This is a genomic window from Streptomyces sp. NPDC048565, from assembly GCF_040650935.1.
Taxonomy (GTDB): domain Bacteria; phylum Actinomycetota; class Actinomycetes; order Streptomycetales; family Streptomycetaceae; genus Streptomyces.
In genome coordinates, this window is sequence record NZ_JBEZIH010000001.1 from 163,254 (window position 1) to 185,260 (window position 22,007).

The 22,007-nt window shown below is 71.4% G+C and carries 19 protein-coding genes and 1 pseudogene; 13 read left to right on the forward strand and 7 right to left on the reverse strand.

From position 1 onward, the window contains the following. Positions 1-17 precede the first annotated feature (17 nt). Positions 18-2,375 carry a glycoside hydrolase family 3 N-terminal domain-containing protein gene (locus AB0C75_RS00695; protein ID WP_362885684.1) on the forward strand — a complete coding sequence of 786 codons (2,358 nt, stop codon included), beginning with the start codon at positions 18-20 and terminating at the stop codon, positions 2,373-2,375. A gap of 27 nt (positions 2,376-2,402) precedes the next feature. On the opposite strand, the gene AB0C75_RS00700 is transcribed toward AB0C75_RS00695, so the two are convergent. Continuing rightward, positions 2,403-3,692 carry a glucarate dehydratase family protein gene (locus tag AB0C75_RS00700; protein WP_362885686.1) on the reverse strand — a complete coding sequence of 430 codons (1,290 nt, stop codon included), beginning with the start codon at positions 3,690-3,692 and terminating at the stop codon, positions 2,403-2,405. Further along, positions 3,689-3,811, reverse strand: a pseudogene (locus tag AB0C75_RS00705) (5-dehydro-4-deoxyglucarate dehydratase); the annotation flags it as partial. The pseudogene AB0C75_RS00705 and the gene AB0C75_RS00700, both read right to left, overlap by 4 nt. Before the next feature lie 217 nt (positions 3,812-4,028). Between AB0C75_RS00705 and AB0C75_RS00710 the strand changes: the two are divergent. Further along, positions 4,029-4,823 (forward strand): IclR family transcriptional regulator, encoded by a 795-nt coding sequence (locus tag AB0C75_RS00710; protein WP_362885687.1) that lies wholly within the window; start codon positions 4,029-4,031, stop codon positions 4,821-4,823. 57 nt (positions 4,824-4,880) lie between these two features. On the opposite strand, the gene AB0C75_RS00715 is transcribed toward AB0C75_RS00710, so the two are convergent. After that, complete coding sequence (locus tag AB0C75_RS00715; RefSeq protein ID WP_362885689.1) at positions 4,881-5,444, reverse strand: TetR family transcriptional regulator; 564 nt, start codon at positions 5,442-5,444, stop codon at positions 4,881-4,883. Positions 5,445-5,567: 123 nt separating this feature from the next. Here AB0C75_RS00715 and AB0C75_RS00720 point away from each other — a divergent pair, with 123 nt between their 5' ends. Next, positions 5,568-6,305: an SDR family oxidoreductase gene (locus AB0C75_RS00720; RefSeq protein WP_362885691.1), complete on the forward strand. Its 738-nt coding sequence runs from the start codon at positions 5,568-5,570 to the stop codon at positions 6,303-6,305. Between the two features lie 57 nt (positions 6,306-6,362). On the opposite strand, the gene AB0C75_RS00725 is transcribed toward AB0C75_RS00720, so the two are convergent. Then, complete coding sequence (locus tag AB0C75_RS00725) at positions 6,363-6,788, reverse strand: Asp23/Gls24 family envelope stress response protein (RefSeq protein WP_362885693.1); 426 nt, start codon at positions 6,786-6,788, stop codon at positions 6,363-6,365. A 272-nt stretch (positions 6,789-7,060) separates the two neighbouring features. Here AB0C75_RS00725 and AB0C75_RS00730 point away from each other — a divergent pair, with 272 nt between their 5' ends. From AB0C75_RS00730 to AB0C75_RS00740, 3 genes are read left to right on the forward strand one after another with little or no spacing between them, the layout of a single operon-like run. After that, a complete protein-coding gene (locus AB0C75_RS00730; protein WP_358969484.1) occupies positions 7,061-8,218 on the forward strand; it encodes an acyl-CoA dehydrogenase family protein in 1,158 nt (385 codons plus the stop codon). A gap of 19 nt (positions 8,219-8,237) precedes the next feature. Continuing rightward, positions 8,238-9,113, forward strand: coding sequence for an acyl-CoA thioesterase II (locus AB0C75_RS00735; protein WP_362885695.1), 876 nt, complete (start codon positions 8,238-8,240; stop codon positions 9,111-9,113). Between the two features lie 28 nt (positions 9,114-9,141). Next, complete coding sequence (locus tag AB0C75_RS00740; protein ID WP_362885697.1) at positions 9,142-10,137, forward strand: cation diffusion facilitator family transporter; 996 nt, start codon at positions 9,142-9,144, stop codon at positions 10,135-10,137. Positions 10,138-10,207: 70 nt separating this feature from the next. On the opposite strand, the gene AB0C75_RS00745 is transcribed toward AB0C75_RS00740, so the two are convergent. Further along, entirely contained in the window at positions 10,208-11,362 is a 1,155-nt protein-coding gene (locus tag AB0C75_RS00745) for an epoxide hydrolase family protein (protein ID WP_362885698.1), read from the reverse strand. Between the two features lie 63 nt (positions 11,363-11,425). On the opposite strand from AB0C75_RS00745, the gene AB0C75_RS00750 reads away from it, so the two are divergent. After that, positions 11,426-12,412 (forward strand): YafY family protein, encoded by a 987-nt coding sequence (locus AB0C75_RS00750; RefSeq protein WP_362885700.1) that lies wholly within the window; start codon positions 11,426-11,428, stop codon positions 12,410-12,412. Here the strand turns inward: AB0C75_RS00750 and AB0C75_RS00755 are convergent. Continuing rightward, positions 12,364-13,164, reverse strand: coding sequence for a phosphatase (locus tag AB0C75_RS00755; RefSeq protein ID WP_362885701.1), 801 nt, complete (start codon positions 13,162-13,164; stop codon positions 12,364-12,366). The two genes, AB0C75_RS00750 and AB0C75_RS00755, sit on opposite strands and share 49 nt — an antisense overlap. An 85-nt stretch (positions 13,165-13,249) precedes the next feature. Further along, positions 13,250-13,864, reverse strand: coding sequence for a TetR/AcrR family transcriptional regulator (locus AB0C75_RS00760; RefSeq protein ID WP_362885703.1), 615 nt, complete (start codon positions 13,862-13,864; stop codon positions 13,250-13,252). Positions 13,865-13,973: 109 nt separating this feature from the next. On the opposite strand from AB0C75_RS00760, the gene AB0C75_RS00765 reads away from it, so the two are divergent. The 6 genes from AB0C75_RS00765 to AB0C75_RS00790 all read left to right on the forward strand — a co-directional run bounded on the left by AB0C75_RS00765 (position 13,974) and on the right by AB0C75_RS00790 (position 21,866). After that, complete coding sequence (locus tag AB0C75_RS00765) at positions 13,974-15,590, forward strand: carboxyl transferase domain-containing protein (RefSeq protein WP_362885705.1); 1,617 nt, start codon at positions 13,974-13,976, stop codon at positions 15,588-15,590. 13 nt (positions 15,591-15,603) lie between these two features. Next, positions 15,604-17,652, forward strand: a complete 2,049-nt coding sequence (locus AB0C75_RS00770; RefSeq protein WP_362885707.1) for a biotin carboxylase N-terminal domain-containing protein — start codon at positions 15,604-15,606, stop codon at positions 17,650-17,652. Positions 17,653-17,669: 17 nt separating this feature from the next. Then, a complete protein-coding gene (locus AB0C75_RS00775; protein WP_362886142.1) occupies positions 17,670-18,599 on the forward strand; it encodes a hydroxymethylglutaryl-CoA lyase in 930 nt (309 codons plus the stop codon). An 8-nt stretch (positions 18,600-18,607) separates the two neighbouring features. After that, entirely contained in the window at positions 18,608-19,774 is a 1,167-nt protein-coding gene (locus tag AB0C75_RS00780) for an acyl-CoA dehydrogenase family protein (RefSeq protein ID WP_362885709.1), read from the forward strand. 133 nt (positions 19,775-19,907) lie between these two features. After that, complete coding sequence (locus AB0C75_RS00785; protein ID WP_362885711.1) at positions 19,908-20,942, forward strand: ABC transporter substrate-binding protein; 1,035 nt, start codon at positions 19,908-19,910, stop codon at positions 20,940-20,942. 69 nt (positions 20,943-21,011) lie between these two features. Further along, the gene (locus tag AB0C75_RS00790) at positions 21,012-21,866 is read left to right on the forward strand and encodes a siderophore-interacting protein (RefSeq protein WP_362885713.1); all 855 of its coding nucleotides are present in this window, start codon (positions 21,012-21,014) and stop codon (positions 21,864-21,866) included. Positions 21,867-22,007: the final 141 nt, after the last annotated feature.

Here is a 22,007-nt window from a genome sequence, read left to right on the forward strand (position 1 = left end):
CCTTGAGGAGCCGCCCCATGTCCGAGCCCCTGTTCCGCGACCCCGGGACGCCCGTCGCCGACCGGGTGCGTGATCTGCTGTCGCGGATGACGCTCACCGAGAAGGTGGGTCAGGTCAACCAGCGGATGTACGGCTGGCACGCGTACGAGCGGACAGCGTCGGGCCACCGGCTGACGGACGCGTTCCGCGCGGAGGTGGCCGCCGGGGACGGGATGGGCGCGCTGTACGGGCTCCAGCGCGCGGACCCGTGGTCGGGTGTCACGCGGGAGACGGGGATCGGTGCGGAGGACGGGGCTCGGGTCTCGGACGCCGTGCAGCGGTACGTCGTCGAGAACACCAGGCTCGGTATCCCCGTCCTGCTGGTCGAGGAGATGCCGCATGGCATTCAGGCCCTGGACGGGACCGTGCTGCCGGTGAATCTGGCGGTCGGCGCGACCTGGAATCCGGAGCTGTACGAGGAGGCGGCGGCCGTCGCCGCCGCGCAGCTGCGGGCGCGTGGCGGCCATGTGGCGCTGGTGTCGGCGCTCGATCTGGTGCGGGACCCGCGCTGGGGCCGCGCGGAGGAGTGCTTCGGCGAGGACCCGTATCTGGCGGCGCGGTTCACCGAGGCACTGGTGCGCGGGGTCCAGGGTCCGGCCGGGGAGCGCATCGGCCAGGACCGGGCCGCTGTCGTGCTGAAGCACTTCGCCGGGCAGGGGGCCACGGTCGGCGGCCGCAACAGTGCGGCCACCGAGCTGGGCGCCAGGGAGCTGCACGAGATCCATCTCGTGGCGGCGCTGGCGGGCGTACGGGCCGGGGCGGCGGGCCTGATGGCCGCGTACAACGAGTTCGACGGGGTGCCGTGCGCGGCGAACCGGCAGCTGCTGACCGGGGTCCTGCGGGAGCAGTGGGGGTTCGACGGTCTGGTGATGGCCGACGGGCTCGCGATCGACCGCCTGGTGCGGATGGCGGGTGATCCGGTGGCGGCCGGTGCGCTGGCGCTGCGGGCGGGGACGGACCTGAGCCTGTGGGACGCCTGCTATCCGCGGCTCGCGGAGGCGGTCGGCCGGGGCCTGGTCGACGAGTCCACGCTGGACACGGCGGTGGGGCGCGTCCTGGCGCTGAAGTTCCGGCTCGGCCTCTTCGAGCACCCGTACACCGGCGACCGGGAGGCGGACCCCGCGCGCCTGGAGGGGCTGAGCGAGCGCATCGCCCGTGAGTCCGTCACGCTCCTCGACCACGACGGGGTGACGCTGCCGCTGGCCGGCCACCGTGTGGGGAGGCGCGCCCGGACACCCGTCGGGACCGTCGCGGTCATCGGGCCGAACGCCGACTCCGTGCCGCAGCAGATCGGTGACTACACCGCGCCGCAGCCGCCCGGCACGGGCAGCGGAATGCTGGCCGGTGTCCGGGCGGCGGCGCCGGACGGCACTCGGGTCACGTATGCCCGGGGCTGCGGGCTCATCGGCGGGGACCTCTCGGGCCTGCCCGACGCGGTGGCGCTGGCATCCGATGCCGATGTGGCGGTGCTGGTGCTCGGCGGGTCGAGCGCGCGCGAGTCCGGGACGCGTTTCGACGCCAACGGTGCGGCGGTCGTCGCCGCGGGCAATCCGGTGGAGATGACCTGCGGCGAGGGCGTCGACCTGGCCGACATCGGGCTGCCCGAGGGCCAGTCGGCCCTGCTGGACGCGGTCGCCGCGACCGGGACCCCGGTGGTCGTGGTGCTGGTCCAGGGCAGGCCGCACGCCCTGGGTGACCTCACCGGAAGGGCGGCGGCGGTGCTGAGCGCCTGGTATCCGGGTCCGTGGGGCGGAAGGGCCCTCGCGGACGTGCTGTTCGGCGCGGCGGAGCCCCGGGGCCGGCTGCCCGTCTCGGTGCCCCGCTCGGCGGCCCAGCTGCCCGTGTTCTACAACGGCAAGGACCACGGCTACCGGGGTTACGTCGACCAGCCCGCAACGCCCCGCCATCCGTTCGGCCACGGCCTGTCCTACACGACGGTCGAGTACGGCGCTCCCCGGCTGTCCCTGCCCTCGGTAGCGGTGGACCGCTTCGAGGCGGGTGCGCCACCGCTGAGCTGCACGGTCCGTGTCGTCAACACGGGCGGCCGGCCGGTGTCGGAGACCGTCCAGCTCTACGTACGCCGGGTGCTCGGCGGGTCCTCGTGGCCCCGGGTGCGTGAACTGCGCGGCTTCGCCCGGGTGGAGCTCGCGCCGGGCGCCGGCACCGAGGTCACCTTCCCAGTGGACGCCCGGACCCTGGCCTCGTACACGTGTGCCGGTGAATGGGCCCTGGAGCCGGGCGAGTTCGCGATCGGGACGGGTCCGTCATCGCAGCGGACCCGCGAGGCCCGGCTCACGGTGACAGCGGTGGCCGGCCGGGAGGTCGTCCCTGGATGACGGTGAGGGACGGGCGGCGGGCGGAGGTCACCATCGCGGAATGACCGGGGCGGTCCACTGCGGATCGGTGGCGCGCATCGCGGCCGCGTCGTCGCGGTCCTTGTACGCGCCGTCGTCGTCCAGCCACCGCTGGTGGAGGAACGCGAGCCTGTCGCGGTCGAGTTCGACGCCGAGACCGGGGGCGTCGGAGACCGCGACCCTGCCGCCTTCGAAGGTGAGCCGCTCGGTGAGGACGTCCTCGGACTGCCAGGGGTAGTGGGAGTCGCAGGCGTGGTGGAGGTCGGGGACGGTGGCGGCGACCTGGGTCATGGCGGCGAGGCTGATGCCGAGGTGGGTGTTGGAGTGCATCGACACCCCGACGCCGAAGGTGCGGCAGATGGCGGCCAGTTGCTGGGTGTTGCGCAGGCCTCCCCAGTAGTGGTGGTCGGAGAGGACGACCTGCACGGCGCCCCGGGTGAACGCGTCCTGGATCTCGTCGAACGTCGTCACGCACATGTTGGTGGCGAGCGGTACGCCGGACTTCGTGGCGATCTCGGCCATGGCGGGGACACCGGTCGCCGGGTCCTCCAGGTATTCGAGGACGTCCCTGAGCTCGTCGGCCACCTTGAGTGAGGTCTCCACGGACCACGCGCCGTTGGGGTCGAGCCGCAGCGGGTGGCCGGGGAAGGCGGCGGCGAGTGCCTTGACCGCGGCGATCTCCTGGTCCGGGGGGAAGACACCGCCCTTGAGCTTGAAGGACGTGAAGCCGTAGCGCTCGGTGAAGGTGCGGGCCTGCTCGACGATCCCTGCGGGGTCGACGGCGGCGCCCCATCCGTCGGGGTCGGTGTCGGTGGGATGGGCGGCGTACTTGTAGAAGAGGTAGGCGCTGTATTCGACGCTGTCGCGCACCTTGCCGCCCAGCAGCGTGTGCACCGGCAGGCCGAGTGCCTTGCCCAGGGCGTCGAGGCAGGCGACCTCGAAGGCGGAGACGACGGACAGGCGCAGCTTGTCGGCGGTCTGGACGCCGCGCAGACCGCCGACGTCGACCTGTCCTGTGACCCGGCCGGCGTCGACGGCGACCTCGTCGGCCGCGGTGAACAGACCGTTGAGGTCACTGACCTGATGGCCTGTCAGTTGTTGGGCGAGGGGCCGGGCCAGCTCCAGGTACTTGGTGTCGCCGTAGGTCTCGCCGAGGCCGGTGATCCCGTCGGCGGTGACCACCTCGACGATCAGCCGCGGGGTGTAGGGCTGGTGCACGCCCGCGGTGTTCAGTAGCGGCGGATCGGCGACCAGGATCGGGGTCAGCGTCACGTCGGTGATCGTGAGGTCGCGGGTCACAGGGAGGCTCCTACGAGGTCGGGTCCGGTACTGAGCACGCTCTTCAGGACGGCCGGGTCGGCGTCCGAGGGGCCGGTGAGCGGGGCGCGCACGGGTCCGACGGCGCGCCCGCGCAGCCTGATCAGCGGGAAGGACAGCACGCCGTCCGCCGTCCCGTCCGCCATCCCGCCCCGCAGCCGTCGCACCGTGTCGGCCGCGGCCTCGGTGCCGATGTCGAGATGCACGCCATCTCCCCATGTAGATGTTATCCATGCATGAAGCTGGAGATTAGGTAGCTGGACCTCGGTGCGTCAATGGGTCGGCACGGCCGTTCTCCGGCCCGATTACGATCGGCGCATGCCAGACACAACGCGAGAGGCGGGCGGCGTCCGCGAGGTGAAGTCCGCGGCACGCACCGTCGAGCTGCTGGAGGTACTAGCCGCGCGCGGCGACCGGCCGGTGCGGCTCCAGGAGTTGGCTGACGAGCTCGGCGTGCCGCGCAGCTCGATGTACGCGCTCCTCCAGACCCTGGTCTCACGCGGCTGGGTCCGCACGGATCTGACCGGCTCGCTGTACGGCATCGGCATCCACGCCCTGCTCACCGGAACCAGCTATCTGGACTCCGACCCCCGGCTGCGCGCGGTGCGGCCGTATCTCGACGAGGCGTCCGAGGCGCTGGGCGAGACGATCCACATGGGCCGGCTGGACGGGCGGGACGTGGCGTATCTGGCGACGCGGGAGTCGCACGAGTATCTGCGGACGATCAGCCGGGTCGGACGGCGCCTCCCGGCGCACGTGGGCGCGCTGGGCAAGGCGCTCCTGGCCGAACGGCCGGACGAGGAGCTGCCCGAGGGGCCGTACGAGGCACTGACGCCGAACACCCACACGACCAGGAAAGCCCTGCTGGCCGATCTCGCGGAGATCCGGGCGCGCGGTCACGCGGTGGACCGGGAGGAGGGTGTCACCGGGCTCGTCGGCTTCGGATTCGCGCTGCGGTACGACAACCCGGCTCAGGACGCGCTCAGTTGCTCGGTCCCCGTCGCCCGGCTGACGCCTGAGCACGAGGAGCGGATCGTGAAGATGATGCGGCAGATCCGGGCGAAGACCGAAGCGGCGATTCCGGCGGGGAACGGTTCGGCACACTGGCGTTGACACCCACCGCCCCCGCGGCCTCCAGGGTCACGGCCGCCCAGGTCAGGACCACCCGGGTCACGGCCGCCCGGCGCGCAGCCCGTCGATGACGATGGTGAGCATGCGTGCGGCGCGCTCCTGCCAGTCGGGACCGCCCGCCTTCCACAGGAACGACACGAGCAGCAGGACCTCGTCGGCGTCGGCGTCGGGGCGCAGCTCCCCCGCCTCCTTGCAGGCGGTCAGCAGCCGGTCGAGGGCGGCGACGACCGGCGCGTAGTACTCGTTGCCCAGGTCGGCGCGGGTGGCGGCCTCGACGGCCAGGGACGCGCCGTGCTTGATCCTGCCGTACGCGGCGAGCCGGTCGAACCAGAGCCGGAGCGCGTCCAGCGGCTCATGCTCGGCGAGCAGAGCCGGAGCGGCGTCGACCAGCGCCTCGACATCCTCGCGGTATACGGCGACGAGCAGCGCCTCGCGGTTGGCGAAATGCCGGTACATGGTGCCCTGCCCGATGCCGACGGCCTTCGCGATCGACTGGAGGGTCGTCTCCGGCGCCTCGGTGAACAGCGTGCGCGCGGCATCGATGATCCGCGCACGGTTGTCCTGTGCGTCCGACCGCGTGGCGCGGCGGCGTGGCTGCGTCATCCGTTCTCTCCGTTCCGGGCCCTCGGCACCGATTGCTTATCCGGACACGTGTCCGCTATCGTGAAAGCCGTAAAGGACACATGTCCGCTTAGCAGTCTAGAGCGTCTGGAACGGAGATTCGACATGCCCGGAATCGAAGGCAAGGTCGTGGCGATCACGGGAGCGAGCAGCGGGATCGGCGCCGCCACCGCGCGCCTGCTGGCGGAAGGAGGGGCGAAGCTCGTGCTCGGCGCCCGCCGGGAGGAGCGGCTCGCGGCCCTGGCCGGCGAGCTGCGGGACACGGGGTGCGAGACCGCGTTCACCACGGTCGATGTCGCCCGCCGCGAGGACCCGGCCCGACTGGTGGCGCTCGCCCGCGAGCGCTTCGGCGCACTGGACGTCCTGGTCGGCAACGCGGGGACCGGCCCGATATCACCGCTCGACGACCTGCGGGTGGACGACTGGGACGCGATGATCGACGTGAACGTCAAGGGGCTGCTCCACGGCATCGCAGCGGCCCTGCCGGTCTTCCGGGCCCAGGGGCGCGGTCAGTTCGTGCACACCCTGTCGACCGCCGCCTACAAGACGGTGCCCACCATGGCCGTCTACTCGGCGTCCAAGGCCGCCGCACGCACGCTCACCGAAGGCCTGCGACAGGAGGCGGGCCCGTCGATCCGCGTCTCCATGGTCTCGCCGGGCTACGTGGCGACCGACTTCATCGGCTCGGTGCCGGACGCGGAACTGCGTGCGCGGATGAGTGAGTCGATGGACGAGATCGCCATCCCTCCGGCGGCGGTCGCCCGGGCCATCAGGTTCGCGATCGAGCAGCCCGCCGACGTCGACGTCAACGAGATAGTCGTCCGGCCTACGGCCCAGGCCTGAGCGGTCGCTGTCGACGCACGCCGCTGTCAACGCACGCCGCCGGCAGCGACCGCGCCCTCACCGCACGCGTGCGGGCGCCCGGTCGCGGTCCCCTTCGTCATCGTCATCGTCGTCGTCCGGGACATGGACATCGAAGACGTAGATATTGATCTCGACGACGTGGAGCCCGGTCATCGACTCCACCGCACCCTTGGCCTGGGTCCTGATCCGCTCGGCCAGTTCATGGATCGCGACGCCGTACTCCACCTCGACGTCGACATCGATCGCGGCCTGCTTCTCGCCCACTTCCACCTTGACGGCGCGCCCCGCCCCTGAGGACCCGGACCTCAGTCCGCTGACCGCGCCCATGGCCTTCGACGCGCCCCGGCCGACCGAATGCACGCCCTCGGTCTCCCGGATGGCGATTCCGGCGATGGTGGCCACGACACCGTCAGCGATGGTCGTCGTGCCACGTCCGCCCTTGCCCTGGTTCTCCTCAGCCATGACTGCCTCACAGAGGGTTGATGCGGCGGGGAGGCTCGCCGTCCCCGCCGGCTCGTCATTTCACTGTGCGCCCGCCTGCCACAGCCCGCCATCGAGGCGTACAGAGCGCTCCGACCGGCCACGCTCAGCGACCGGACACACCGGGGAGGAGGCGTGCCGAGCATCACCCTGGACAGCCACCGTGACCGCCGGGTAACTTTTGACCAGGACTGAGCAAGCGCTTAGCCACTGCGACCGAAGCTGACACTGAAGCTGCCACCAGGAGGCACCCCGTGCGCCGTACGGTTTACAACGAGGACCACGAGGCGTTCCGGGAGACCATCCGCGCCTTCATCGAGGCCGAGGTCGTCCCCGTCTACGACGAGTGGTTCGCCGAGGGCCAGGCGCCCCGCGACTTCTACTACAAGCTGGCCGAGCTGGGCATCTTCGGCATCGAGGTGCCCGAGGAGTACGGCGGCGCGGGCATCGAGTCCTTCAAGTTCGAAGCGATCCTGTACGAGGAGACCGCCCGCGCGGGCATCTCCTTCGGCGGCTCCGGGGTGCACGTCCTGCTCTGCCTGCCCTACCTCAAGGCGTACGCCACCGAGGAGCAGAAGAAGCGCTGGCTGCCGGACTTCGTCTCCGGCAAGTCGATGTACGCGATAGCGATGACCGAGCCCGGCACGGGTTCGGACCTGGCCGGCATGAAGACCACCGCCAAGCTCTCCGAGGACGGCACGCACTACGTCCTCAACGGCGCCAAGACCTTCATCACCGGTGGTGTGCACGCCGACAAGGTCATCGTCTGCGCCCGCACGGACGCCCCGAAGGCCGACGACCGCCGCCACGGCATCTCGCTCCTGGTGGTCGACACCAAGTCCGAGGGCTACTCGGTCGGCCGCAAGCTCGACAAGCTGGGCCTGAAGGTCTCCGACACCGCCGAACTGGCCTTCGTGGACGTGAAGGTGCCCGTCGACGACCTGCTGGGCGAGGAGAACAAGGGCTTCTCCTACCTCGGCCAGAACCTCCCGCAGGAGCGTCTGGGCATCGCCGTCGGCGCCTACGCGCAGGCCGCCGCCGCCGTGCGCTTCGCCCAGCAGTACACGCAGGACCGCACCGTCTTCGGCAAGACCGTCGCGTCCTTCCAGAACACCAAGTTCGAACTGGCCGCCTGCAAGGCCGAGGTCGACGCCGCCGAGGCCGTCTGCGACCGGGCGATCGAGGCCCTGGACGCCGGTGAACTCACCCCCGCCGAGGCCGCGTCGGCGAAGCTGTTCTGCACCGAGGTCGCGCACCGCGTGATCGACCGCTGCCTCCAGCTGCACGGCGGCTACGGCTTCATGAACGAGTACCCGATCGCCCGCCTCTACACGGACAACCGGGTCAACCGCATCTACGGCGGCACCAGCGAGGTCATGAAGTCGATCATCGCCAAGTCCATGGGCCTCTGAGAGCGACTACGTTCCTCCCATGAGCGAAGCACTCGAATCCCTGCTCGATCTGCTCGACCTGGAGCAGATCGAGCAGGACATCTTCCGGGGCACGAGCCGTTCGGCGGTCGTGCCCCGTGTCTTCGGCGGCCAGGTCGCGGCCCAGGCCCTGGTCGCCGCCGGGCGCACGGTCCCCGACGACCGGGGTGCCCACTCCCTCCACGCGTACTTCCTGCGCCCCGGGGACCCGGGCGCGCCGATCGTCTACAGCGTGGACCGGATCCGCGACGGGCGGTCCTTCACCACCCGACGGGTCGTCGCCGTCCAGCACGGCAAGCCGATCTTCCACCTCTCGGCGTCGTTCCAGGTGCACGAGGAGGGGATGGACCACCAGGCGGTCATGCCCCTGGCCCCGGACCCGGAGACCCTGCCGACGGCCGAGGAGATGCTGCCCAGGTACGCGGACCGCCTCTCGGACCCGCGTCTGGTGGACCGGCTGCTGGAGTCCCGCGCCGCGGTCGACCTGCGGTATGCCGACGCCCCGCCGTTCGCCACCGCCGGAGAGCCGCGTGAGCCGCGCTCCCAGGTCTGGTTCAGGACGCAGGGCAAGCTCGCTGACGACCCGCTGCTGCACGTCTGCATGGCGACGTACGTCTCCGACATGACCCTGCTGGACTCGGTACTGCTGGCCCACGGCCGCGGCGGCTGGGCGGTCGGTGACGTGGTGGGCGCCAGCCTCGACCACGCGATGTGGTTCCACCGCCCCTTCCGTGCGGACGAGTGGCTGCTGTACGACCAGGAGTCGCCCTCCTCCTCCGGCGGGCGCGGTCTCGGCCAGGCCAGGATCTGGACGGCCGACGGGAAGCTGGCCATCACGGTCATCCAGGAGGGCCTGGTCCGCGTCCCGAGGGACTGAAGGCGCACATTCGGACATACTGCCCCCCATGAGTGACACCAGGGGTGAGGCCGGGAGTGACGCCGCGGGTGACGAGGAGGCCGGTGGCGGCGAGTCCACGACCACCGTCGTCGTCGCGGCCGCCGCCAATCTCGGTATCGCGGTGGCGAAGCTGGTGGCGGGGCTGATCAGCGGTTCGAGCGCGATGCTGTCGGAGGCCGCGCACTCGGTCGCCGACACCGTCACCGAGCTCATGCTCCTCACCGCGCTCAAGCGCAGCGAGAAGCCCGCCGACGAGGACCATCCGCTGGGCTACGGCCCCGAGCGCTACATCTGGGCGATGCTCGCGGCCGTCGCGACGTTCGTCGGCGGCGCGGTGTTCTCCCTGTACGACGGCATCCACACCCTGCTGAAGGGTGAGGAGCTCGGCGATCCGCTCATCTCCTACCTCGTGCTCGCGGTCGCCTTCCTGCTGGAGGGCTTCTCGCTGCGCACCGGGGTCAGGCAGGTACGCGGGGAGGCCGCACGGCTGCGGATGCCCGCGCCGCGCTATCTGCGCCGGACCCCCGACACGGCGGTCAAGGCCGTGGTGATGGAGGACTCGGCGGCCCTGACGGGTCTTCTGCTGGCGGCCGGTGGGCTGCTCGGCGGGCAGCTCACGGGCTCCGGGCTCTGGGACGGGATCGCCTCGATGCTCATCGGCGTACTGCTGGTGTACGTCGCCTGGGTGCTCTGCCGGTCCAACGCCCAGCTGCTGATCGGCCGTCCGATCCCGCCGGAGATGCGCGCCGGGGTGCGCGAGGAGCTGCTGTCCGTGCCGCACATCGTCGAGGTGCTGGAGCTGACCACGCTGATCCAGGGCCCGTCGGAGCTGCTGATCGCCGCGAAGATCGACTTCAGGGACGCGTCGACGGCCGAGCAGATCGAGTGGGCGTGCGAGGAGGCGGAGGAGCAGCTGCGGGAGCGCTACCCGTCGGTCCAGCGGGTGTACCTGGACCCGACACCGGGGCGCGCGCAGCGGTCGGCGGCGCGCGCCCGCGACTGAGAGCCTGGCGGGCTCTCAGCCTGACGCGGGCTGCGGTGTCAGCCGAGGTCCGTGTCAGCCGACGTCCGTGTCAGCCGAGGTCCGCGAAGAACTCCCGTACGTCGTCGGCCAGGAGCGCCGGCTGCTCCAGGGAGAGGAAGTTGCCGCCGCGGTCGAACTCGGTCCAGCGCACGACATGGTGGTCGCGCTCGGCGAAGCGGCGGATCGCCACGTCGGAGGGGAGGGCGACGGCCACGGCGGTGGGGACGGTGCCGCGCTCCTTGGGGGCCCAGGCGCCCGGGTCGTGGGCCATCTCGTAGTAGAGGTGGGCCGAGGATCCCGCCGTGCCGGTGAACCAGTACAGGCTGACGTTGGTGAGCAGGGTGTCGCGGTCCACCGCGTCCTCGGGCAGGTCCTTCGCCGTGTCCGTCCATTCCTTGAACTTCTCGACGATCCAGGCGAGCTGGCCGACGGGCGAGTCGTTCAGTCCGTAGGCCACCGTCTCGGGGCGGGTCGACTGGAGGACGTTGAAGCCCATCTTGTCGTCGCGGAAGTGCTGCAGCCGCTCCAGCCGGGTCTGTTCGCCCTCGGTGAGCCCGGCGAAGTCGGCGGGGTCGTCGGAGGGGAAGGTGACCAGGCCGTTGACGTGGACACCCGTCACGCGCTCAGAGGCGATCCGGCCCATCTCGCCCGCGATCCAGGCCCCGCCGCCGTTGCCCTGCACTCCGTAACGCCCGTAGCCCAGGCGGGACATGAGCGTGGTGAAGGCCGCGGCGATACGGCCGTTGTTCCAGCCCGTCGATGTCAGGGGTCCGGAGAAGCCGACGCCGGGCGTCGAGGTGACGACGAGGTGGAAGTCCTGCGAGAGCGGCTCGATGACGTCGATGAACTGGACGAACGAGCCCGGCCAGTCGTGGATCAGCAGCAGGGGCGTGGCGTCGGCGTTGTCGGAGCGGACGTGCGCGAAGTGGATGTCCTGCCCGTCGATCTCCGTGACGTACTGCGGGATCTCGTTCAGCCGGGCCTCCGCCTTGCGCCAGTCGAAGCCGTCCGCCCAGTACGTGGCGAGCTCCTTCAGATAGCCGGCGGGGACGCCTCGGGACCAGTCGTCGACGCCCTGGACGCCGGTGTTCCAGCGGGTCCGGGCCAGACGGTCACGCAGATCGTCGAGGTCCGCCTGAGGAATGTCGACACGGAAGGGGCGGACGGAACTGTCTGCGACTGCGGTCTTGCTGCTGTTCTCCATGAGTGAAATCATAGGCGTGGTATAGGCACATTCCTTTCCTATTTGGACGGCGGACCACCACGAATGCTGGAAACTTCCGCACGTCTGCTGCGGCTGCTCTCCCTGCTCCAGACGCCCCGCGACTGGCCGGGCTCCGAGCTCGCCGACCGGCTCGGGGTGAGCAGCCGGACCGTGCGCAACGACATCGAACGGCTCCGCACGCTCGGCTATCCGGTGGACGCCACCCGCGGGTCGACGGGCGGCTACCGGCTCGCCGCGGGCAGCGCGATGCCCCCGCTGCTCCTGGAGGACGACGAGGCCGTAGCGGTCACGGTCGCCCTGAGCAATGTGGCGCGGAGCTCGCTGGCCGGGATGGAGGAGACGGCGAGCCGCACGCTGGCCAAGCTGGAGCAGATCCTGCCGTCGCGTCTTCGCCGGCGCGTCCGCGCGCTCCAGCAGTACGCCGTGCCGGTGGAGGTGGACAGGCCCGTGCCGGAGACCGACCCGGAGCTGCTGATGACGCTCACGGCCGCCTGTCGTGACCACGAGCGCCTGCGCCTGGACTACCAGGACCACTCCGGCGCGTCGTCCCGCCGCCTGGTGGAGCCGCAGCGCGTCGTGAACTGGGGCCGCCGCTGGTACCTCGTGGCCTGGGACGTCGACCGCGACGCCTGGCGCACCTTCCGCGTGGACCGGCTCACACCCAGGCTGCCGGCCGGACCGCGCTTCGAGCCCCGCGCCGACCCCGACGGCAGCGCGGCCGCGTACGTCGCGGGGCAGGCGTCGGCCGCCGCCTGGCGCCACCGCGCCCGGGTGACGGTCCACGCCCCCGCCCCGGCGGTGCTGGAGCGGATCAATCCGGCGGTGGGCACGGTCGAGACCGTCGACGAGGAGACCTGCGTCCTGGACACCGGGGCCGACTCCCTGGACACGCTCGCCGTGCATCTGGGCATGCTCGGCTTCGGCTTCACGGTGACGGAGCCGGCCGAGCTCGTCACCCACCTGCGGGAACTGGCCGCGCGCTACGCCCGGTCGACCGAGGGCAGCAGTCCGGCCGCGTCGAGCAGGTAGTCGGTCATCGGGTCGTAGTAGCGCGGGTCGGCCACATGGTCGTCCAGCGGCACGGTGACCTGGACGGTGCCCTCCGCCTCGCCGAGGAACAGCGCGGGGTCGTTGGAGTCCGCGTAACCGATCGAGTCGATCCCCCGCTGCCCGGCGCAGCCCGCCCAGCCGTGGTCGGCCACGACCAGGTCGGGCAGCGGGCGGCCCTCGCGCTCCAGGCCGTCCAGGATGGCGGTCATCGGGACGGGCGAGTGCGTGTGCCACAGGGTCGCGCCGCGCTCCAGCACGGCGACGTCGGCGAACTGGAAGACCATGCCCTCGTCGGGCGCCATCAGACCGCCGGGGATCTTCACGATCTCGCAGCCCGCCGACCGCAGGGCGTCCGCGGTCCTGCGGTGCACATCGAGCAGGCCGCCCGGGTGTCCGGTCGCGACCAGGACCCGTTCGCCGTCCGCGGCGGCCTTCCGCAGCCTGGCGGCCATCCGGTCGAGGCCGTCCACCGTCAGCTCGGGGTCGATGGTGTCCTGACCCTGCCGGTGCTCGGGGTCGTCGCTGACACCGCATCTCTCGGCCATCACGGCCAGCACGTCCTGCTCGTCCGACCACCGGTCGCCGAGCTCCAGACCCAGCCAGAAATGACGGTTGCCGTTGGCGAGCTCGCGGTAGTGGGAGAGGTTGTTGTCACGGGGGGTGGCGACGTCGCCCGCGATACGGGTGCGGACGAGGTGCTCGACGAGGGCGGCGCGGCTGGGTATCGGCATGCGCCCATTGTGCCGTCGGCGGGGCGCTGTGTGCCCGGTGTCTCGTACGTCGGAACCATCCGGCCGAAACGGTGCGGCCCGGGATCTACGACGCGGCCGCCGCGAAGGCGCCCCTCGCCAGCCGGTGCAGCAGGGCCGCGGTGGCAGTCCGGTCGGGGAGCGCCTCGGGGCGGGTCAGATGGGGGGTGGAGTTCAGCAGGCCGAACACCGCGTGGACGGTGACCCGGGCCTCGCTCTCCGGGAGGGCCGGGTAGCGGGCGCGGACGGCCTCGACCCAGACCTCCACGTACTGCCGCTGGAGCTGGCGCACGCGCTTGCGGTCGGTGTCACGCAGCCGGTCGAGCTCACGGTCGTGGAGGGTGATCAGGGGGCGGTCGTCGAGGGCGAAGTCGATGTGGCCCTCGATGAGGGCGTCCAGGAGGGCGTCCGGGGAGCCGTCACCTGAGGCACCGCCCTCGGTGACGCGCAGCTTCCCGCCTGCCAGCAGGCGCTCACTGATGCCGACGAGCAGCTCGGCGAGCATCGCGTCCTTGCCGGGGAAGTGGCGGTAGAGGCCGGGACCGCTGATTCCGACCGCCGCCCCTATCTCGTCGACCCCGACACCGTGGAAGCCGCGCTCGGCGAAGAGGCGGGCCGCCTCTCGGAGGATCTGCTCGCGGCGGGTGGGAGCCGCGACACGGGCGGTGGCATGGGTGCTCATGAGGATTCATTCTAGACAGGCGGGTTAGCGCTCGTTAACCTGAGCGTCATGCGTTAACGCTCATTAACTCCGATCGACTACCGCGGTACGGGCAAGGGGGCTCGACAGGATGCAGCAGGCACCGGTCCTGGTGAGCGCGGCCGATCCCGCCTCGGAGGCCTGGCAGGCCAACGAGGCGGCGCATCACGCGCTCACCGACGAGCTGCGCACGCGGCTCGCCACGGCACGGCTCGGCGGGGGTGAGAAGGCGCGCGCCCGGCATGTGGCGCGCGGCAAGCTGCTGCCCCGGGAGCGGGTGGACACCTTGCTCGATCCGGGCTCCCCCTTCCTGGAGCTGGCACCGCTCGCGGCCGAGGGTCTTTACGGGGGCGCGGCGCCGGCCGCCGGGGTGATCGCCGGAATCGGGCGGGTCAGCGGCCGGGAGTGCGTGATCGTCGCCAATGACGCGACCGTCAAGGGCGGGACGTACTACCCGATGACGGTGAAGAAGCACCTGCGCGCCCAGGAGGTGGCCCTGGAGAACCGGCTGCCGTGCCTGTATCTGGTGGACTCGGGGGGCGCGTTCCTCCCGATGCAGGACGAGGTCTTCCCCGACCGGGACCACTTCGGGCGGATCTTCTACAACCAGGCCAGGATGTCGGGCGCCGGGATCCCGCAGATCGCGGCCGTGCTCGGTTCCTGCACGGCGGGCGGGGCGTACGTCCCGGCGATGAGCGACGAGGCCGTCATCGTCCGGAACCAGGGCACCATCTTCCTGGGCGGCCCGCCGCTGGTGAAGGCGGCCACCGGTGAGGTCGTGACGGCGGAGGAGCTCGGCGGCGGCGAGGTCCACTCCCGTACGTCCGGGGTCACCGACCACCTCGCCGAGGACGACGCGCACGCGCTGCGGATCGTGCGGAACATCGTCGCGACGCTCCCCGACCGTGGCCCCCTCCCCTGGTCCGTGGAGCCCGTCGAGGAGCCGAAGGCGGACCCCTTCGGGCTCTACGGCGCGGTGCCCGTCGACTCGCGTACGCCCTACGACGTGCGGGAGGTCATCGCCAGGGTGGTGGACGGCTCCCGCTTCCAGGAGTTCAAGGCGGAGTACGGCCAGACGCTGATCACCGGCTTCGCCCGGATCCACGGCCATCCCGTCGGCATCGTCGCCAACAACGGCATCCTGTTCTCGGAGTCCGCCCAGAAGGGCGCGCACTTCATCGAGCTGTGCGACCAGCGCGGCATCCCGCTGGTGTTCCTGCAGAACATCTCCGGCTTCATGGTCGGCCGGGACTACGAGGCGGGGGGCATCGCCAAGCACGGCGCCAAGATGGTCACGGCCGTGGCGTGCACGAGGGTGCCGAAGCTGACGGTCGTGGTCGGCGGGTCGTACGGCGCGGGGAACTACTCCATGTGCGGCCGGGCGTACGGCCCCCGCTTCCTGTGGATGTGGCCCAACGCCAAGATCTCCGTCATGGGCGGCGAGCAGGCCGCGTCGGTGCTGGCCACCGTCAAGCGCGACCAGATCGAGGGTCGCGGCGAGGAATGGCCCGCCGAGGAGGAAGAGGCCTTCAAGGACCCGGTCCGCGCTCAGTACGAGCAGCAGGGCAACGCCTATTACGCCACCGCCCGGCTCTGGGACGACGGTGTGATCGACCCTGCGGAGACCCGGCAGGTGCTGGGGCTCGCCCTGACCGCGTGTGCCAACGCCCCGCTGGGCGAACCCCAGTTCGGCGTCTTCCGGATGTGATGTGAGGACTTCCATGTTCAGCACTGTTCTGGTCGCCAACCGTGGCGAGATCGCGGTCCGGGTCATCCGGACGCTGCGCGAGCTCGGGGTGCGGTCGGTGGCCGTCTTCAGCGACGCCGACGCGGACGCCCGGCACGTCAGGGAGGCGGATACGGCGGTCCGGATCGGGCCGGCCCCCGCCTCGGAGAGCTATCTGTCGGTGGAGCGGCTGCTGGACGCCGCCCGCCGCACCGGCGCCGAGGCCGTCCACCCGGGATACGGCTTCCTCGCCGAGAACGCCGGCTTCGCCCGGGCGTGCGCGGAGGCGGGGCTGGTCTTCATCGGCCCGCCCGCATCGGCGATCTCGCTGATGGGCGACAAGATCCGCGCCAAGGAGACCGTGGCCGCCGCCGGGGTGCCGGTGGTGCCGGGTTCGTCGGGCAGCGGGCTCACCGACGGCCAACTGGCCGAAGCGGCACGGGAGATCAGGATGCCCGTGCTGCTGAAGCCCTCGGCGGGCGGCGGCGGCAAGGGCATGCGGCTGGTGCGTGAGGAGGCACTGCTCGCCGATGAGATCGCTGCGGCCAGGCGCGAGGCGCGCGCCTCCTTCGGCGACGACACGCTGCTGGTGGAACGCTGGATCGACCGGCCGCGCCACATCGAGATCCAGGTCCTGGCCGACGGCCACGGCAACGTGATCCATCTCGGCGAGCGCGAGTGCTCGCTCCAGCGCCGCCACCAGAAGATCATCGAGGAGGCGCCCTCGGTCCTGCTCGACGAGGGAACCCGGGCGGCGATGGGTGAGGCGGCGGTGCAGGCGGCCAGGTCCTGCGGGTACGTCGGCGCGGGCACGGTCGAGTTCATCGTCCCGGGCAGCGACCCCTCCTCCTACTACTTCATGGAGATGAACACCCGCCTCCAGGTCGAACACCCGGTCACCGAGCTGATCACCGGGCTCGACCTGGTGGAGTGGCAGCTGCGGGTGGCCTCCGGCGCGCAACTGCCGTACGGCCAGAGGGACATCACCCTCACCGGGCACGCCGTAGAGGCCAGGGTCTGCGCCGAGGACCCGGCGCGCGGCTTCCTGCCGTCCGGCGGCACGGTCCTCGCGCTGCACGAGCCCCAGGGCGGCGGGGCGCGGACGGACTCGGGGCTCAGCGAGGGCGTGCCGGTCGGCAGCACGTACGACCCGATGCTGTCGAAGGTCATCGCGTACGGCCCCGACCGGGCGACCGCGCTGCGCCGGCTGCGGGCCGCGCTGGCGGACACGGTGGTGCTGGGCGTGCCGACGAACGCCGGGTTCCTGCGGCGGTTGCTGGCCCACCCGGCGGTGGTGGCGGGCGATCTGGACACCGGCCTGGTGGAGCGGGAAGCGGACGGTCTGGTGCCGGACGGGGTGCCGGAGGAGGTGTACGCGGCGGCGGCGCTGCTGCGGCAGGAACGCCCCGCGCCCACGGCCGGCTGGGTCGATCCGTTCTCGGTGCCCAGCGGCTGGCGGCTCGGCGGAACACCCGCGGAGACCTTCCACCACTTCCGCGTACCGGGCCATGACCCGGTGCGCGTGGGTCTGCGTACGGGGGCCGGGGGCACGGCCGCGCTGACCTTCGGCCATGCCGGGGACCGCGAGGAGCACGCGGACACCTGCGGTCCTGTGCCGTCACTGCCCGGCGCGGAGCGGTCCCGTCTTGTCGAGGTGTCCGGGCGGCGTGCCGTCGTCGAACTCGACGGCCTGACCCACACGTTCAGCAGGGCGCTGTCACCGGAGGGCGTCTGGCTCGGCCGGGACGGGGACACCTGGCACGTCCAGGACCACGACCCGGTGGAGGCGTCCCTCAGCGGCGCCGCACGCTCGGGCGCCGACACGCTCGCCGCGCCCATGCCCGGGACGGTCACGGTCGTGAAGGTGGCGGTCGGGGACGAGGTGGTGGCCGGGCAGAGCCTGCTGGTCGTCGAGGCGATGAAGATGGAGCACGTGATCTCCGCCCCGCACGCCGGCACGGTCGCCGAGCTGGACGTCACCGCAGGCAGCACGGTCGCCATGGACCAGATCCTGGCCGTGGTGGCCCCGAGGGAGGAAGCGTGACCGACACCGGACTGCCCATGAAGGTGACCTCGCCGGGACTGCCGGCCAGGGTCCGTATCCATGAGGTCGGCGCCCGCGACGGGCTGCAGAACGAGAAGACCGTCGTGCCGACGGAGGTGAAGGCGGAGTTCGTCCACCGACTGGCCGGGGCGGGGCTCTCCACGATCGAGGCCACCAGCTTCGTCCACCCGAAGTGGGTACCCCAACTCGCGGACGCGGAGCAGCTGTTCCCCCTTCTCGGCGACCTCGTGGACGCCGGTGACGTGGCCCTGCCCGTCCTCGTGCCGAACGAACGCGGCCTGGACCGTGCGCTCGCGCTCGGTGCCCGCAGGATCGCGGTGTTCGGTTCGGCGACCGAGACGTTCGCCGCGCGCAACCTCAACCGCACGGTGGACGAGTCGCTCACCATGTTCGAACCGGTCGTGGCCCGGGCGAAGGCGGCCGGGGTGCATGTGCGCGGCTATCTGTCGATGTGCTTCGGCGACCCGTGGGAGGGCGCCGTGCCGCTCGCGCAGGTCGTCCGGGTCGCGAAGGCACTGGAGGACCTCGGCTGCGACGAGCTGTCCCTCGGCGACACGATCGGCGTGGCCACCCCGGGCCATGTCACGGCGCTGCTGACCGCACTGAACGAGGCGGGGGTCCCCACCGACACGATCGGGGTGCACTTCCACGACACGTACGGCCAGGCGCTCTCCAACACCCTGGCCGCGCTCCGGCACGGGGTGACGACGGTGGACGCGTCGGCGGGCGGCCTCGGCGGCTGCCCGTACGCGAAGAGCGCCACCGGAAATCTCGCCACCGAGGACCTCGTGTGGATGCTCGACGGCCTCGGTGTCGACACCGGGGTCGATCTCGGCGCACTCACCGCCACCAGCGTGTGGATGGCCGAACAACTGGGCCGTCCGAGCCCGTCCCGTACCGTCCGCGCGCTGTCCCACAAGGAGTGAAAGCACCCATGTCCCTTGACCACCGCCTGACCGCCGAGCACGAGGAACTGCGCCGCACCGTCGAGGAGTTCGCACACGATGTGATCGCCCCGAAGATCGGCGACTTCTACGAGCGCCATGAGTTCCCCTACGAGATCGTGCGGGAGATGGGCCGGATGGGCCTGTTCGGGCTGCCCTTCCCCGAGGAGTACGGCGGCATGGGCGGCGACTATCTGGCGCTCGGCATCGCCCTTGAGGAGCTGGCCCGGGTCGACTCGTCCGTGGCGATCACGCTGGAGGCCGGTGTCTCGCTGGGCGCCATGCCGGTGTACCGCTTCGGGACCGAGGAGCAGAAGCAGCGGTGGCTGCCGAAGCTCTGCGCGGGCGAGGCGCTCGGCGCGTTCGGGCTGACGGAGCCGGACGGCGGCTCGGACGCGGGCGGCACCCGCACGACGGCCGTGCTGGACGAGGCCACCGGCGAGTGGGTGATCAACGGCTCCAAGTGCTTCATCACGAACTCGGGTACGGACATCACGGAGCTGGTCACGGTCACGGCGGTCACGGGCCGCAAGGAGAACGGCGCCCCGCGCATCTCCGCGATCATCGTCCCCTCGGGCACACCCGGCTTCACGGTGGCCGCCCCGTACTCCAAGGTCGGGTGGAACGCCTCGGACACCCGCGAGCTGTCCTTCTCCGACGTCCGCGTCCCTGCGGCGAACCTGCTGGGCGACGAGGGCCGCGGTTACGCGCAGTTCCTGCGGATCCTGGACGAGGGCCGGATCGCCATCTCGGCCCTGTCGACGGGCCTGGCGCAGGGCTGTGTGGACGAGTCCCTGAAGTACGCCGCGGAGCGGCACGCCTTCGGAAAGCCCATCGGCGCCAACCAGGCGATCCAGTTCAAGATCGCGGACATGGAGACGCGGGCGCACATGGCCAGGGTCGGCTGGCGCGACGCGGCCTCACGGCTGGTGGCGGGCGAACCGTTCAAGAAGGAGGCGGCCATCGCGAAGCTGTACTCGTCGACGGTGGCGGTGGACAACGCCCGCGAGGCGACGCAGATCCACGGCGGGTACGGCTTCATGAACGAGTACCCGGTGGCCAGGATGTGGCGCGACTCCAAGATCCTGGAGATCGGCGAGGGCACGAGCGAGGTCCAGCGGATGCTGATCGCCCGGGAGCTGGGCATGAGCGCCTGACGGAGCGGGCGCGCCCGGCGTGGCACGGACCCGCCTCCGCGCCCTCCCTTCCCGCGATCTGTGAGGTTAGGCTAGCCTTCCCTCGAATCGTCAGCGGGCGCCCCGGAGGGCGCGTAGGAAAGCAGACCCACTCATGCCCAACGTCCGGACCAGCCCACTCTCCCGTCGCGGCCTGCTGGCCGTCGGTGGCGCCGTCGGTCTCGGTGCCGTCCTCGCGGCCTGCGGGGACGGCGACAGCGACGGGAAGAGCTCCGCCTCGGGTTCGGGTGCGGAGAAGTCCGGCCCCTGGTCCTTCAAGGACGACCGTGGGCAGACCGCCGAGGCCGGGTCCGTGCCGAAGAACATCGTCGCGTTCATCGGGGTCGCCGCCGCGCTCCATGACTACGGCATCGAGGTCAAGGGCGTCTTCGGTCCGACGAAGACCTCCGGCGGCAAGGCTGACGTGCAGGCCGGCGACATCGACATCAGCAAGGTCGAGGTGCTCGGCAACGTCTGGGGCGAGTTCAACGTCGAGAAGTACGCCGGTCTCGCACCCGACCTCCTCGTCACCGCCATGTGGGAGAAGGACGCCCTCTGGTACGTGCCGGACCAGTCCAAGGACAAGATCCTCAAGCTGGCCCCGAGCGTCGCCCTGTGGGCCGCGGAGACCACCGTCCCCAAGGCGATCCAGCGCCACGAGGACCTCGCCGCGTCCCTCGGGGCCGATGTCAGGTCCCAGCGGGTCACCGACGCCAAGGCGGCGTTCGAGAAGGCGGCGGCCCGGCTGCGCGCCGCCGCCAGGTCCCGGCCGGAGATCAAGGTCATGATCGGCTCGGCCAGCCAGGACCTGTTCTACGTGTCCCTCGCCAAGACGTCCGCCGACACCCTGTACTTCCAGGAGCTCGGCGTGAGGTTCGTCGAGCCGAAGGTCAGCTCGGCCGGCTTCTTCGAGGAGCTGAGCTGGGAGAACGTCGACACGTACGACGCGGACATCATCATGATGGACAACCGCTCGTCGGCCCTTCAGCCCGACGCCCTGACCTCCAGGCCGACCTGGGTCAGACTGCCCGCCGTCAAGGCCGGCCAGGTCATCCCGCGTACGACGGAGCCCATCTACTCCTACGACAAGTGCGCGCCGATCCTCGACGCACTCGCCGAGGCCATCGAGAAGGCCAAGAAGGTCAGCTGACCCCCCGGCCCTGCCGGGAGCGACCCCGGTCAGGGCCTCCGCCGTTCCGGTTTCCCGGGAGGACCCCGCATGACGACCGCCGCCGCACCCGCCGTCGCCCCCTACCGGTTCTTCGACCTGACGGTCCTGAGGACCAGCAGGCTGGGCCCGACCATGCAGCGCATCACTCTCGGCGGCCCGGGAGGCGACGGCTTCGTCGCCGGGGGCCGGGACCAGAGCCTCTCGATCTTCCTGCCGCAGCCGGGCCAGGACGAGGCCGTCGTACCGGTCGACGAGCACGGTGAGTGGTTCACGGCCTGGCGGGCCCTGCCGCCGGACGTCCGGGCGATCATGCGCTCCTACACCGTGCGCGCCCAGCGGTACGCCGAGGACGGCTCGACCGAGATCGACATCGACTTCGCGCTGCACGGGGACGGCGGACCGGCCTGCCGCTGGGCCGAAGCCGCCGCGCCGGGGCAGCGGCTCACCGTCCTGGGCCCGACCGGCGAGGACAACAACGGGATCCGCTTCCAGCCACCGCGGGACGCCGCCACTGTCCTGATCTGCGCGGACGAGACGGCGCTGCCCGCCGCGTCGGCAGCGCTGGAGTGGCTGCCCGCCGGGACCGAGGCCAGGGTCTGGCTGGAGGTCCCGCACGCCGGGGACCGGCTGGAGATCCGTACCCGGGCCGACGCGCACATCACCTGGCTCGTGCGGGACGAGGGCGCCCCCTCGGCCGTGGACGCCGTGCGCGCCGCCGAGCTGCCCGGGGACGGCGCCCCGTACGTCTGGATCGCCGGCGAGTCGTCCGGGGTCAAGGCACTGCGCCGCCACTTCGTCCAGGAACGGCGTTTCGACCGCAGGCGCGTCACGTTCGTCGGCTACTGGCGGCGTGGACTGAGCGAGGAGGAGCTGCGGGAGCAGGCGGAGCGGGTGGCCGCTTAGCGCCCCTGCGCGCCGGCGCGAGCGCCTGGTATCCGCTTCAACCAAACCGTGCGGTCGGTTACGCGTACGCGATCCGCCAAGCGCGGGAGTGCCCATACGGGACAATTCCGCCATTCGGACCTCACTTGATGAGAATCCTGC

What these genes read in the sequence shown, in the direction of transcription:
- AB0C75_RS00765 (WP_362885705.1), top strand. Translation starts at nt 13,974, where the DNA reads ATGCAGCAGGCACCGGTCCTGGTGAGCGCGGCCGATCCCGCCTCGGAG.
- AB0C75_RS00725 (WP_362885693.1), bottom strand. Translation starts at nt 6,788, where the DNA reads ATGGCTGAGGAGAACCAGGGCAAGGGCGGACGTGGCACGACGACCATC.
- AB0C75_RS00770 (WP_362885707.1), top strand. Translation starts at nt 15,604, where the DNA reads ATGTTCAGCACTGTTCTGGTCGCCAACCGTGGCGAGATCGCGGTCCGG.
- AB0C75_RS00780 (WP_362885709.1), top strand. Translation starts at nt 18,608, where the DNA reads ATGTCCCTTGACCACCGCCTGACCGCCGAGCACGAGGAACTGCGCCGC.
- AB0C75_RS00755 (WP_362885701.1), bottom strand. Translation starts at nt 13,164, where the DNA reads ATGCCGATACCCAGCCGCGCCGCCCTCGTCGAGCACCTCGTCCGCACC.
- AB0C75_RS00745 (WP_362885698.1), bottom strand. Translation starts at nt 11,362, where the DNA reads ATGGAGAACAGCAGCAAGACCGCAGTCGCAGACAGTTCCGTCCGCCCC.
- AB0C75_RS00790 (WP_362885713.1), top strand. Translation starts at nt 21,012, where the DNA reads ATGACGACCGCCGCCGCACCCGCCGTCGCCCCCTACCGGTTCTTCGAC.
- AB0C75_RS00750 (WP_362885700.1), top strand. Translation starts at nt 11,426, where the DNA reads ATGCTGGAAACTTCCGCACGTCTGCTGCGGCTGCTCTCCCTGCTCCAG.
- AB0C75_RS00715 (WP_362885689.1), bottom strand. Translation starts at nt 5,444, where the DNA reads ATGACGCAGCCACGCCGCCGCGCCACGCGGTCGGACGCACAGGACAAC.
- AB0C75_RS00720 (WP_362885691.1), top strand. Translation starts at nt 5,568, where the DNA reads ATGCCCGGAATCGAAGGCAAGGTCGTGGCGATCACGGGAGCGAGCAGC.
- AB0C75_RS00740 (WP_362885697.1), top strand. Translation starts at nt 9,142, where the DNA reads ATGAGTGACACCAGGGGTGAGGCCGGGAGTGACGCCGCGGGTGACGAG.
- AB0C75_RS00735 (WP_362885695.1), top strand. Translation starts at nt 8,238, where the DNA reads ATGAGCGAAGCACTCGAATCCCTGCTCGATCTGCTCGACCTGGAGCAG.
- AB0C75_RS00695 (WP_362885684.1), top strand. Translation starts at nt 18, where the DNA reads ATGTCCGAGCCCCTGTTCCGCGACCCCGGGACGCCCGTCGCCGACCGG.
- AB0C75_RS00775 (WP_362886142.1), top strand. Translation starts at nt 17,670, where the DNA reads ATGAAGGTGACCTCGCCGGGACTGCCGGCCAGGGTCCGTATCCATGAG.
- AB0C75_RS00710 (WP_362885687.1), top strand. Translation starts at nt 4,029, where the DNA reads ATGCCAGACACAACGCGAGAGGCGGGCGGCGTCCGCGAGGTGAAGTCC.
- AB0C75_RS00785 (WP_362885711.1), top strand. Translation starts at nt 19,908, where the DNA reads ATGCCCAACGTCCGGACCAGCCCACTCTCCCGTCGCGGCCTGCTGGCC.
- AB0C75_RS00760 (WP_362885703.1), bottom strand. Translation starts at nt 13,864, where the DNA reads ATGAGCACCCATGCCACCGCCCGTGTCGCGGCTCCCACCCGCCGCGAG.